At 63.2% G+C, this 12,165-nt stretch carries 10 protein-coding genes; 5 read left to right on the top strand and 5 right to left on the bottom strand.

The annotated features are described in order from the left end of the window. Nucleotides 1-90 precede the first annotated feature (90 nt). The gene (locus NK8_RS06920; protein ID WP_162065582.1) at nucleotides 91-639 is read left to right on the top strand and encodes a peroxiredoxin; all 549 of its coding nucleotides are present in this window, start codon (nucleotides 91-93) and stop codon (nucleotides 637-639) included. A gap of 97 nt (nucleotides 640-736) precedes the next feature. Further along, the gene (locus NK8_RS06915; RefSeq protein ID WP_213228302.1) at nucleotides 737-1,258 is read left to right on the top strand and encodes a carboxymuconolactone decarboxylase family protein; all 522 of its coding nucleotides are present in this window, start codon (nucleotides 737-739) and stop codon (nucleotides 1,256-1,258) included. Between the two features lie 10 nt (nucleotides 1,259-1,268). On the opposite strand, the gene ispF is transcribed toward NK8_RS06915, so the two are convergent. Continuing rightward, on the bottom strand, nucleotides 1,269-1,760 hold the full coding sequence (gene ispF, locus NK8_RS06910) for a 2-C-methyl-D-erythritol 2,4-cyclodiphosphate synthase (RefSeq protein ID WP_213228300.1): 492 nt from the start codon (nucleotides 1,758-1,760) through the stop codon (nucleotides 1,269-1,271). A gap of 25 nt (nucleotides 1,761-1,785) precedes the next feature. Further along, on the bottom strand, nucleotides 1,786-2,520 hold the full coding sequence (gene ispD, locus NK8_RS06905) for a 2-C-methyl-D-erythritol 4-phosphate cytidylyltransferase (RefSeq protein ID WP_061176238.1): 735 nt from the start codon (nucleotides 2,518-2,520) through the stop codon (nucleotides 1,786-1,788). 127 nt (nucleotides 2,521-2,647) lie between these two features. Here ispD and mfd point away from each other — a divergent pair, with 127 nt between their 5' ends. From mfd to NK8_RS06890, 3 genes are all read left to right on the top strand, one after another. Then, the gene (mfd, locus tag NK8_RS06900; protein ID WP_213228298.1) at nucleotides 2,648-6,124 is read left to right on the top strand and encodes a transcription-repair coupling factor; all 3,477 of its coding nucleotides are present in this window, start codon (nucleotides 2,648-2,650) and stop codon (nucleotides 6,122-6,124) included. Between the two features lie 702 nt (nucleotides 6,125-6,826). Then, complete coding sequence (gene argE / locus NK8_RS06895) at nucleotides 6,827-8,050, top strand: acetylornithine deacetylase (RefSeq protein ID WP_213228296.1); 1,224 nt, start codon at nucleotides 6,827-6,829, stop codon at nucleotides 8,048-8,050. Between the two features lie 22 nt (nucleotides 8,051-8,072). Further along, nucleotides 8,073-9,077, top strand: coding sequence for a threonine/serine dehydratase (locus NK8_RS06890; RefSeq protein WP_162065577.1), 1,005 nt, complete (start codon nucleotides 8,073-8,075; stop codon nucleotides 9,075-9,077). Between the two features lie 68 nt (nucleotides 9,078-9,145). On the opposite strand, the gene NK8_RS06885 is transcribed toward NK8_RS06890, so the two are convergent. From NK8_RS06885 to potA, 3 genes are read right to left on the bottom strand one after another with little or no spacing between them, the layout of a single operon-like run. Beyond that, the gene (locus NK8_RS06885) at nucleotides 9,146-9,961 is read right to left on the bottom strand and encodes an ABC transporter permease subunit (protein WP_213228531.1); all 816 of its coding nucleotides are present in this window, start codon (nucleotides 9,959-9,961) and stop codon (nucleotides 9,146-9,148) included. Then, on the bottom strand, nucleotides 9,961-10,869 hold the full coding sequence (locus tag NK8_RS06880; protein WP_213228294.1) for an ABC transporter permease subunit: 909 nt from the start codon (nucleotides 10,867-10,869) through the stop codon (nucleotides 9,961-9,963). The genes NK8_RS06885 and NK8_RS06880 overlap by 1 nt, the downstream gene beginning before the upstream one ends. Then, nucleotides 10,866-12,038 carry an ABC transporter ATP-binding protein gene (gene potA, locus NK8_RS06875; protein WP_213228292.1) on the bottom strand — a complete coding sequence of 391 codons (1,173 nt, stop codon included), beginning with the start codon at nucleotides 12,036-12,038 and terminating at the stop codon, nucleotides 10,866-10,868. Before potA ends, NK8_RS06880 begins: the two co-directional genes overlap by 4 nt. Nucleotides 12,039-12,165 lie beyond the last annotated feature (127 nt).

Raw genomic sequence — 12,165 nt, 5'->3', positions numbered from 1 at the left:
GGCTGGCATTGAAAGTGTCACGCGCGCGTTACGGCGATCCCGTAGTTTGCTTGGAGTGTGTCCTTTCAACGATTTCACAGGAGTTACTGCATGAAGACCGTTGGCGATAAAGTCGAAGCATTCACCGTCACCGCTGCGAAGCCGGGTTTCAACCATCACGAAGAGCACGGGCAGTCCGCGTTCGAGGAAATCACCGAACAGTCCTTCCCGGGCAAGTGGAAGATCATCTACTTCTATCCGAAAGACTTCACGTTCGTCTGTCCGACGGAAATCGTCGAGTTCGCGAAGCTCGCGAAGGATTTCGAGGACCGCGACGCCGTTCTGCTCGGCGGCAGCGTCGACAACGAGTTCGTCAAGCTCGCATGGCGCCGCGAGCATAAAGACCTGAACAAGCTGAACCACTACGCGTTCGGCGACGTTAAGGGCGAACTGATCGATCAGCTCGGCGTGCGCGACAAGGAAGCCGGCGTGGCGCTGCGCGCGACCTTCATCGTCGATCCGGACAACGTCATTCAGCACGTGTCGGTCAACAATCTCAACGTGGGCCGCAGCCCGGAAGAAGTCCTGCGTATTCTCGACGGCTTGCAGACGGACGAACTGTGCCCGTGCAACCGCGCTGTCGGCGGCTCGACGCTGTAAGCGTTCACGGATGCCGCGAAGCCCGCCATCGGCCGAACGTGTTCGGCGCTGGCGGGTTTTTTAACGCCACGCTCATGCCACGAACAAGGAGAAAACAATGGAATTCCTGTCCGCGATCAAGGAACTCGTGCCCGACTACGCGAAGGATATTCGCCTGAACGTCGACGGCACGATCGCCCGCTCATCGCTCGACGGCAACGATGCGGTCGGTGTCGCGCTGGCCGCCGCGTTCGCCGCGAAAGCGACGAAGCTGGTCAACATCATTCGCAACGCGGGCGTGCTGTCGCCGGAAGAAACCAACGCCGTGCTCACCGCCGCCGCGCTGATGGGCATGAACAACGTCTGGTATCCGTATCTGGAGATGGCCGACAACGCCGATCTCAAGACGCAGCCCGCCAACCTGCGCATGAACGCGTACGCATCGCACGGCGGCGTGGACAAGCGGCGCTTCGAGATGTATGCGCTCGCGGCGTCGATCATCGGCAAGTGCCACTTCTGCGTGAAGTCGCACTACGAGAATCTCGTGGCCGAAGGCATGTCGACGACGCAACTGCGCGACGTCGGCCGCATCGCGGCGGTGATCAACGCCGTCGCGCTGACGATCGAAGCGCAAGGGTAGCGTCGTCGGTTCAGTGGTCGATGGACGTTCGGCGCAGCAGCACCGCGGCCTGCGCCTCGATGCCCTCCTTGCGGCCGAGATAGCCGAGCTTCTCGTTGGTCTTGGCCTTCACGTTCACGCGGTCGATCGAGAGATCGAGATCGGCGGCGATGTTCGCGCGCATCGCGTCGATATGGGGGCTAAGCTTCGGCGCCTGCGCGATGATCGTGCTGTCGATATTGGCGATCGCGAAGCCCGCCTCCGACACGCGCTTGAACGCCTCGCGCAGCAGCACGCGGCTGTCGGCGCCGGCGAATTCGGTCGCCGTGTCGGGAAAGTGCCGTCCGATATCGCCGAGCGAGGCCGCGCCGAACAGTGCGTCGGTGATCGCGTGCAGCAGCACGTCGGCATCGGAATGGCCGAGCAGGCCGCGTTCATAGGGAATCGTCACACCGCCGATGATGAGCGGGCGGCCCTCGACGAGCTGGTGGACGTCGTATCCTTGTCCGATTCTGAAATCCATCGATCCAAACCTTTTTGAGTGTGAGTCAGGCGTGCGCGGAAAGGATCGCGCCCGCGAGCGCGAAATCTTCCGGATAGGTCACCTTGAAGTTGCGCAAACTGCCCTGAACCAGCTTCGGCGAGTGCCCGAGCCATTCGATGGCGCTCGCTTCGTCCGTCAGGTCGTGGCCGTCGTGACGCGCACGCTCGATCGCTTCGCGCAGCATGCCGAGCCGGAACATCTGCGGCGTCTGCGCCTGCCACAGGCCGTCGCGCGACTCCGTGCGGGCGATGCGCGTCTGCGCGGGGCCCGCGGACAAAGGCGCATCGGGCATGTTCGGTGCGACGCGCTTCAGCGTATCCGCGACCGGCAGCGCGAGAATTCCGCCGATGGCATCATCGCGCAGTTCCGCGACAAGCTTGCGAATCAGTTCCGGCGTGATGCCGGGGCGCGCGGCGTCGTGCACGAGGACCCAGTCGTCGTCACGCGCGCCGAATCTCGCGAGTGCGATCAGGCCGTTGTACACCGACGCCTGCCGCGAGGCGCCGCCGCAGCGCTCCACCGCGAAGCGCAGCCCGGCGAAGCGGCGCGCGTCGAAATGATGGTCGTCCGGTGCGAGCACGACCAGCGTCTGCGAGAATTCGGAGCACGCGTCGAACGCCGCGAGCGTGTACGCGAGCATCGGGCGGCCCGCGACCGTCTGGTATTGCTTCGGCATCGGCGCACCGGCGCGGCTGCCGGTCCCGGCGCAGGGAATCAGGGAAAACAGGCGCGAAGTCACGGGCAATTATTGTGGGCAAGTCAAAGTTGAAGCCCGGATTTTATAATAGGTCTTTCGCGACCACGTCCCGCGCACGCGGGTTCGACTCCTCGAACCCGCGTTTGCCGGGCCGTTCCATGCACACCTTATGTCTTCCAAAGCCGTCAAAGCGCAGTCCAGTTCTCCTATCGCGCTCGTAAAGCCAGGCCAGCGTTTCGCTTTCGACGGCGCGACCGGCTCGTCCGATGCGCTTGCCATCGCGCGCTATTACAGCGCGTATCGCGAGAGCGTGCCGCTGCTGACGGTCGTGACCGCGGGCGCGGTCGATGCGCAGCGCCTCGCCGCCGAAATCCCCTATTTCGCGCCGGATGCGCGCGTGCGCCTTTTGCCCGACTGGGAAACGCTGCCGTACGACACGTTCTCGCCGCACCAAGATCTCGTGTCCGAGCGGCTCGCGACGCTGCACGATCTCGGCGAAGGACGCTGCGACATTCTCATCGTGCCCGCGACGACGGCGCTGTATCGCATGCCGCCCGCGTCGTTTCTCGCGGCCTACACGTTCTCGTTCACGCAGGGCGAGCGCCTCGACGAGGCGAAGCTGAAGGCACAGTTGACGCTCGCGGGCTACGAGCACGTGAGCCAGGTCGTGCGCCCGGGCGAATACTGCGTGCGCGGCTCGCTGATCGACCTGTATCCGATGGGTTCGGCGCTGCCGTATCGCCTCGACCTGTTCGACGATCAGGTGGACTCCATTCGCGCGTTCGATCCCGACACGCAGCGCAGCCTTTATCCTGTGCGCGACGTGCGCCTGCTGCCGGGCCGCGAGTTTCCGTTCGACGAAGCCGCGCGCACCGCCTTTCGCAGCCGCTGGCGCGAGGTGTTCGAAGGCGATCCGAGCCGTTCGCAGATCTACAAGGACATCGGCATCGGCGTGCCGTCGGCGGGCATCGAATACTATCTGCCGCTCTTCTTCGACGAAACCGCGACGCTCTTCCACTATCTGCCCGAAGGCGCGCAGCTCGCGTTCGTCGGCGACATGGACGCGGCGATCAAGCGCTTCACGAACGACACCAAGCAACGCTTCGACTTTCTTTCGCATGACCGCGAGCGGCCTTTGCTCGAACCGCGCCGTCTGTTTCTGACCGACGACGATTTCTTCACCTTCGCCAAGCCGTTCGCCCAACTGAAGTTCCCGTCGACGCCCGAAGGCGGCTGGGCCGTGCCGCTGCCGGGACTCGCGATCGACCGCCATGCCGACGAGCCCTTGCTCGCGCTGCGCCATTATCTGGAGCAGACGGATAACCGCGTGATGCTGGTCGCGGAATCGGCGGGACGGCGCGAGACCATCCAGCAACTGCTCGCGGACAACGGCCTGCGCGGCGAGTTGCGCGACACGTTCCAGGAATGGCTCGCGAGCGACGGCAAGTTCACGCTCGGCATTGCACCGCTGGCGAACGGTTTCGTGTTGCCGTCGGAGAAGCTTTCGATCGTCACCGAGACGGAGCTGTATGGACCGCTCGCGCGCCGCGCCGGCCGACGCCGGCAGGAACAGGCGAGCAACGTCGATTCGATGGTGCGCGATCTCGCCGAGCTGAAAATCGGCGATCCGGTCGTGCATGCGCAACACGGCATCGGCCGCTATATGGGCCTGGTGTCGATGGATCTCGGCGAAGGCGAAACCGAGTTTCTGCATCTCGAGTACCAGAACGACTCGAAGCTGTATGTGCCGGTCGCGCAGTTGCACGTGATCTCGCGCTATAGCGGCGCGGACCCGGACAGCGCGCCTTTGCATCAGCTTGGCTCGGGCCAGTGGGAAAAGGCGAAGCGCAAGGCCGCGCAGCAGATCCGCGACACCGCCGCGGAACTTCTCAACCTCTATGCGCGCCGCGCGGCTCGCGAGGGTTATGCGTTCAAGCTCGAACCGCGCGATTACGTCAAGTTCGCGGAGAGCTTCGGCTTTGAGGAGACGCCCGATCAGGCGGCGGCGATCGCCGCGGTGATCGGCGACATGACGAGCGGCAAGCCGATGGACCGCCTCGTGTGCGGCGACGTCGGCTTCGGCAAGACGGAAGTGGCGCTGCGCGCCGCGTTCATCGCGGTGATGGGCGGCAAGCAGGTAGCGATTCTCTCGCCGACCACCCTGCTCGCCGAGCAGCACACGCAGACCTTCACCGACCGCTTCGCGGACTGGCCCGTGCGGATTGCGGAGCTGTCGCGCTTCAAGACCGGCAAGGAAGTATCGACGGCAATTCAGCAGATCAACGATGGCAGTGTCGATATCGTCATCGGCACGCACAAGCTTCTGTCGGGCGATGTGAAGTTCAAGCGGCTCGGGCTCGTGATCATCGACGAGGAACATCGTTTCGGCGTGCGCCAGAAGGAAGCCTTGAAGGCGCTGCGCGCCGAAGTCGATGTGCTCACGCTCACCGCGACGCCGATTCCGCGCACGCTCGGCATGGCGCTCGAAGGACTGCGCGATTTCTCCGTGATCGCGACCGCGCCGCAAAAGCGCCTCGCGATCAAGACCTTCGTGCGGCGCGAGGAAGACGGCGTAATTCGCGAAGCGATGCTGCGCGAACTCAAGCGCGGCGGTCAGGTGTACTTCCTGCACAACGAAGTCGAGACGATCGAGAATCGGCGCACGATGCTCGAAGCGCTGGTGCCCGAAGCGCGCATCGCGGTGGCGCATGGTCAGATGCATGAGCGCGAACTCGAACGCGTGATGCGCGATTTCGTCGGCCAGCGCGCGAACGTGCTGTTGTGCACGACGATCATCGAGACCGGCATCGACGTGCCGAGCGCGAACACGATCCTCATGCATCGCGCGGACAAGTTCGGGCTTGCGCAGTTGCATCAGTTGCGCGGGCGCGTGGGGCGTTCGCATCACCAGGCGTATGCGTATCTGCTCGTGCACGATCCGCAGTCGCTGACGAAGCAGGCGCAGCGACGGCTGGAGGCGATCCAGCAGATGGAGGAACTCGGTTCGGGCTTCTATCTCGCGATGCACGATCTGGAAATTCGCGGCACGGGCGAAGTGCTCGGCGACAAGCAATCGGGCGAGATTCAGGAGATCGGCTTTCAGCTTTACACCGACATGCTGAACGACGCGGTGCGCGCGCTGAAGGAAGGCCGCGAGCCGGATCTGAATGCGCCGCTGGCTGCCACGACCGAGATCAATCTGCATGCGCCGGCCATTCTTCCGGCCGAATATTGCGGCGACGTGCAGGAGCGTTTGTCGCTGTACAAGCGGCTCGCGAACTGCGAATCCAGCGATGCGATCGATGGGATTCTCGAAGAGCTCGTCGACCGGTTTGGCAAGCTGCCGCCACAGGCGCATGCGCTGGTGGAGACGCATCGGTTGAGGCTGGCTGCGAAGCCGCTCGGCATCTCCAAGATCGACGCGGCCGAGCAGTCCATCTCGCTGCAGTTCGTGCCGAATCCGCCGGTGGATGCAATGACGATCATCGAGATGGTGCAGAAGCACAAGCACATCAAGCTGGCGGGGCAGGACAAGTTGCGCATCGAGTCGCGGAGTCCGGATCTTGCGGTGCGGATTTCCACGGTCAAGGAGACGTTACGGGCGTTGGGCGGGCCGGTTAGGCAGCCGGCTTCTGCTGTTCGGTGATTTTTTGGGCTTCTGTGGATGGCCTGATTTCGTGTCGGTTTATTGGCGTTGCCCCTGTGCGGGGCGGCACCTACTTTCTTTGCTGCTGCAAAGAAAGTAGGCAAAGAAAGCAGCTCGAGACGCCCGCGGTCATACGCAATTTGGGTGTTCTTCTCGCTGTTCGTGGCCTCTGTAGCGAGTGCCCTCGTAGGCCTAACCGGGCATGGACCGCGCACGGTCTGACAAGCTAGTCGTTTGAGCGTGTTGGTTCAGCACGAAAGAGTTCCGGCACAGCGCTGCGCGCTGCCGTTGGGTATGCAAGGGAAACCGACGAGATAAGAGAAACGCAGAAGTCCACGCAGGCCCGATTGACCCATCGGCCGCGTAGCGGGCCGGAGCCATTTGGTGCTGAACCAGTGTGTTATGTGGTGCGATGTTTCAGACCGTGCGCGGTCCAAGCCCGGTCTGGCCTTTGAGGGCACTCGCTACTGCTGTGCCAAGACTGTTCGCCTGTGCCGCGGCCGGCATGAAGTACTTTGGATGGGGAAAGCTGCTTTCTTTGGTTACTTTCTTTGCAGCAGCAAAGAAAGTGACTGCCGCCCCGCACAGGGGCAGTGCTAATAGACCGACGCGAAATCAGGTAATCCATCGAGGCCCAAGCGAACCGCCCCGCCCGCCCCCCCTTTTCGGCTATGATCAAACCCTACCCGCAGGAGTAAAAACATGTCACAGATCGCCGATGCGGCGCATCCAGAAGCAGCCACAACATCATCGCCGCTCTCCCTGCCGTGGATCGAGCGCCTCGTTTCTTTCGACACTGTCAGCCGCAATCCGAACCTCGGCCTGATCGAAACCGTCCGCGATGAACTGCGCCACGCGGGCATCGAAGCGACCATCACCAGCGATCCCCGCGGCCAGTGGGCAAATCTCTTCGCCACGGTTCCGGCGCACGACGGCGAGACCAACGGCGGCATCGTGCTCTCGGGTCACACCGACGTCGTGCCGGTCGACGGACAGGACTGGCAAAGCGACCCGTTCAAGCCCGAAGTGCGCGACGGCCTGCTTTATGGCCGCGGCTCGTGCGACATGAAGGGTTTCATCGGCGCGGCGCTCGCCATGCTGCCGAAAATGCAGGCGACAAAACTCGCCAAACCCATCCACTTCGCGCTTTCGTACGACGAAGAAGTCGGCTGCGCCGGCGCGCCGCTGATGATCGCGGACCTGCTCAAGCGGGGTGTGAAGCCGGACGGCTGCATCGTCGGTGAACCGACGTCGATGCGCCCGGTCATCGCGCACAAGGGCATCAATACGTATCACTGCTGCGTACGCGGCTTCGCGGCGCATTCGTCGCTGACGCCGAAGGGCCTGAACGCCATCGAATACGCGGCGCGGCTCATCTGCCACATCCGCGATATCGCCGACGAATTCCGCGCCAAAGGCCCGTTCGACGAACTCTACGACGTGCCCTTCACCACCAGCCAGACGAGCACGATCAAGGGCGGCAACGCGATCAACACCGTGCCCGCCGAATGCAACTTCGAATTCGAATTCCGCAATCTGCCGACGATGGACCCCGAGCAGATATTCCAGCGCATCGAATCGTACGCGCATGACACGTTGCTGCCGAAGATGCTGAAGGAACACGGCAACGGCGCCATCGAATTCACCAAGCTCGCTTCCGCGCCCGGTCTCGACGCCACCGAGCAGGCCGCGATCACGCAACTCGTGCGCGCGCTCACCGAAAACCAGGACAAGCGCAAGGTCGCCTACGGCACCGAAGCGGGCCTGTTCGCCAACGCGGGCGTGCCGAGCATCGTGTGCGGGCCGGGCAACATCGAGCAGGCGCACAAGGCGAACGAGTACGTGTCGCTCGAACAGCTCGCGCAGTGCGAGGCGTTCCTCGGCAAGTTCATTCACAGCATGTCCGTCGAAGCACAGGCCCGCTGACCCTTTCAGAGCAACAAGCGCCATGTCCACCGCCACCCAGCATTCCGACAATACGATCGACGGCACGCCGATTCCGACGCTCGACGAAATCGCCGAGCAGCACATGGCGCTCACGCCCTGGGTCGCACGCACGCCGACCTTCGAGCGCCACGATTTCCCGACGCTCGAAGGCACGCCCGTCACGTTCAAGTTCGAACTCCTGCAGGCGAGCGGCACATTCAAGGCGCGCGGAGCATTCTCCAACATCCTCGCGCTCTCCGACAGCGAACGCTCGGCAGGCGTCACCTGCGTGTCGGCGGGCAATCACGCGGTGGCGGTCGCCTACGCCGCGCAGCGCATGGACGTGGGCGCGAAGGTCGTCATCATCAAGAGCGCGAGTCCGGCGCGTGTCGCGCTGTGCCGGCGCTTCGGCGCGGAAGTCGTGTTCGCGGAGAACGTCGCCGAGGCGTTCGATGTCGTGCGGCGCGTCGAAGCGGAAGAAGGACGCGTCTTCATCCATCCGTTCAACGGTTATCGCACGGTGCTCGGCACCGCGACGCTCGGCTACGAATGGACCTCGCAGGCGCCCGATCTCGACGCGGTGATCCTGCCGATCGGCGGCGGCGGGCTCGCGGCGGGGGTGTCGACGGCCATGCGTCTCGCCAATCCGTCGCTGCATGTCTATGGCGTCGAACCCGAAGGATCGGACGCGATGAAGCGCAGCTTCGAGGCGAATCACACGATCAAGATGGGCGCGATGCACGGTATCGCCGATTCGCTGATGGCGCCGCATACCGAGCAGTACAGCTACGAGCTGTGCCGGCGCCATATCGACGAGATCGTGACCGTGTCGGACGATGCGCTGCGTCACGGCATGCTGCAACTTTTCAGCGAACTCAAACTCGCGGTCGAGCCGGCTTGCGCCGCCGCCACCGCCGCCCTGCTCGGCCCGCTGCGCGAGCGTCTGCAAGGCAAGCGCGTGGGCGTGCTGCTGTGCGGAACCAATACCGATCCGGCGACGTTCGCGAAGCATCTGGCGAACGCATGACGTTCAAGCGGCCCCTTCAGGGGCCGCATGTTCATGTACCGCTTGCGTGGCGCGGATTGACTCACAGCTCACAGCACCGCGGCCAGCTTGCGCCGCTCGCTGCGCTGCATGAAGTAGTTCGCCGCGACCACGCCGATCGTCACCAGCGCAATGAATAACGTCGCCAGCGCGTTCATCTCCGGATTCAGGCCCAGACGCACGCGCGAGAACACGACGAGCGGCAGCGTCGTCGAGCCCGGGCCGGACAGGAACGCCGACAGCACGAGGTCATCGATCGACAGCGTGAACGACAGCAGCCATCCCGCGACGAGCGCCTGAGAGATCAGCGGCAGCGTGATCGTGAAGAACACGCGCAAAGGCGTCGCGCCGAGATCGAGAGCGGCTTCCTCCAGCGACGGATTCAATTCCCGCACGCGCGACTCCACGATGATCGCGACGTACGAGATGCACAGCATCACGTGACCGATCCAGATCGTGAAGATGCCGCGCTCCGGCCATCCGATCAGCTTCGCCATTTCGACGAACAGCAAGAGCAGCGAGATGCCCTGAATCACTTCGGGAATCACGAGCGGCGCGTTGATCATGCCCGTGTAGAGCGTGAAGCCCCTGAAGCGGCCCATGCGCGCGAGCACGAAACCCGCCCACGTGCCGATCACAACCGACGCGCACGCCGTCAGGAACGCGATACGCAACGACAGCCACGCGGCGTTGATCAGCTCGTCGTCGGTGACGAGCGCGCGATACCACTTGAGCGACGGCTCGGTCCAGACAGTGACGAGCGGCGAATCGTTGAACGAATAGACGATGAGACTCAGGATCGGGATATACAGAAAAGCGAACCCGAGGCCCAGCGCGGTGATTTGCAACGGACGGCTAGGCCTGATCATCGCTTTTCCTCCAGTTGCTTCGCCTGGAAGTGCTGGAAGAGCGCCATCGGTACGAGCAGCAACAGGACCATCGCGCAGGTGACGGCGGAGGCCATCGGCCAGTCGGCGTTGTTGAAGAACTCGTTCCACATGACGCGGCCGATCATCAGGGTATCCGCGCCGCCAAGCAGTTCAGGAATCACGTACTCGCCCACCGCCGGAATGAACACGAGCAGACACCCCGCGATGATGCCGTTCTTCGACAGCGGCAGCGTGATCTGCACGAACGCCTTCCATGGCTTGGCGCCAAGATCGTAAGCCGCTTCGAGCAAGGTCAGGTCCATTTTCACGAGATGCGCGTAGAGCGGCATCACGAGAAACGGCAGATACGAATACACCATGCCGATATACACCGCGATATTCGTGTGATACAGCTCGATCGGCGAATGCAGCAGGCCGACCGACATCAGGAAATTGTTGAGCAGGCCGTTGTTCTTCAGAATGCCGATCCACGCATACACGCGAATCAGGAACGACGTCCAGAACGGCAGCATCACGGCCATCATCAGGATGTTGCGCGTGGCCGGATTCGAGCGCGCGATGTAATACGCCATCGGATAGCCGATCAGCAGGCACAGCACCGTCGACACCGCCGCGACCAGCAGCGAGTTCATGTAGGTCGCGAAATACAGGCTGTCCTGCACAAGGAACGCGTAGTGCGCGAAGTCGAGCGCGATGTGCATCACGCCCTGTTCCATCGACACCAGATCCGTGTACGGCGGAATGCCGAGCTGGCTGTCGGCGAAGCTGATCTTCACGACCAGCAGGAACGGCACGAAGAACAGCAGCAGCAGCCACAGGTACGGCCCGCCGATGACGAGCGCGCGCCCCGAAATGCCCATGCGCCTGAGCAGATTCATCATCATGACGTCAGCACCACGCCGGCCGATGCGCTCCAGCGCACATAGACTTCGTCGCCGAAGGTCGGCGAATCGATCTCGCCGATCGCGAGGCTCGACAGGTTCGCGACCACGACCTTGCCCGAATCGAGCGTCACGTGATAGAGCGTATAGCCGCCCATGTACGCGATGTTCGACACCTTGCCGCGGCCCCAGTTGTAGGTGCCTTCAGGCGGCTTGCGCGTGAGCGCGATGCGCTCCGGACGCACGGAGATCGTGACCGGCATGCCGAGCGGCCCGGTGATGCCGTGGCTCACATAGAGGCGCACGGGCAGGTCCTGCGATTCGACGAACACGTGATCCGGCTCGTCTTCCACGACATTGCCGTCGAACAGATTCGTGGAGCCGATGAACTGCGCCGAGAAACGGGTATTCGGATATTCGTAGACCTCGTGCGGCGTGCCGAGCTGCACGATCTGACCTTCGCTCATCACGGCGATGCGATTGGCCATTGTCATGGCCTCTTCCTGATCGTGCGTCACCATGATGCACGTCACGCCGACCTGATCGAGAATGTTGACGAGCTCGATCTGCGTGCGCTGGCGGATCTGCTTGTCGAGCGCGGACATCGGTTCGTCGAGCAGGAGAAGCTTCGGGCGCTTGACGAGGCTGCGCGCGAGCGCGACGCGCTGCTGCTGGCCGCCCGACAGCTGATGCGGCTTGCGCTTCGCGTACTGCGCCATCTGCACGAGCGCGAGCGCGTTGTGCACGCGGTCCTTCAGCTCGCCGCCTTTCACGCCTTCCTGCTTCAACCCGAACGCGACGTTCGATTCCACGCTCATGTGCGGAAAGAGCGCGTAGGACTGGAACATCATGTTCACGGGGCGCTGATACGGCGGCATCTTCGCGAGATCTTCGCCGTCGATCAGGATCTGCCCTTCGGTCACGGACTCGAGACCTGCGAGCATGCGCAACAGGGTCGATTTACCGCAGCCCGAACTGCCGAGCAGCGCGAAGAGTTCGCCCTTCTTCACCGACAAGTTGACGCCCCGCACGGCCGTCGTGTCGTCGAATTTCTTCACGACGTCGACGATCTGCACGAAGTTGTCGTCCGTGCCCGGGGCCGATGGAGAACTGCCCGGCTCGCGCCGGCCGGAATTAGGCGCTGCCTTCAACGCGCTCGACTGCTCACTCATGATTGCCTGTCCGACTCCTTGCTTCCATGTGACTTCCGCGGCCTGCACCGATGTGCGATGCGACCACGAACAAAGCCCCCGGAGGTCCAGGGGCTTCGTCGATTCAAAAGAATAACCGGCTTTTGCG

This window comes from Caballeronia sp. NK8 (assembly GCF_018408855.1).
Classification (GTDB): domain Bacteria; phylum Pseudomonadota; class Gammaproteobacteria; order Burkholderiales; family Burkholderiaceae; genus Caballeronia.
The sequence above is the reverse complement of the archived record's forward strand: the minus strand, read 5'-3'. Positions and strand labels throughout refer to the sequence as shown.

Excerpts from the sequence above, each read along its gene's own strand:
- NK8_RS06920 (WP_162065582.1), top strand. The coding sequence starts at position 91 with ATGAAGACCGTTGGCGATAAAGTCGAAGCATTCACCGTCACCGCTGCG.
- potA (WP_213228292.1), bottom strand. The coding sequence starts at position 12,038 with ATGAGTGAGCAGTCGAGCGCGTTGAAGGCAGCGCCTAATTCCGGCCGG.
- argE (WP_213228296.1), top strand. The coding sequence starts at position 6,827 with ATGTCACAGATCGCCGATGCGGCGCATCCAGAAGCAGCCACAACATCA.
- NK8_RS06880 (WP_213228294.1), bottom strand. The coding sequence starts at position 10,869 with ATGATGATGAATCTGCTCAGGCGCATGGGCATTTCGGGGCGCGCGCTC.
- NK8_RS06890 (WP_162065577.1), top strand. The coding sequence starts at position 8,073 with ATGTCCACCGCCACCCAGCATTCCGACAATACGATCGACGGCACGCCG.
- NK8_RS06915 (WP_213228302.1), top strand. The coding sequence starts at position 737 with ATGGAATTCCTGTCCGCGATCAAGGAACTCGTGCCCGACTACGCGAAG.
- mfd (WP_213228298.1), top strand. The coding sequence starts at position 2,648 with ATGTCTTCCAAAGCCGTCAAAGCGCAGTCCAGTTCTCCTATCGCGCTC.
- ispF (WP_213228300.1), bottom strand. The coding sequence starts at position 1,760 with ATGGATTTCAGAATCGGACAAGGATACGACGTCCACCAGCTCGTCGAG.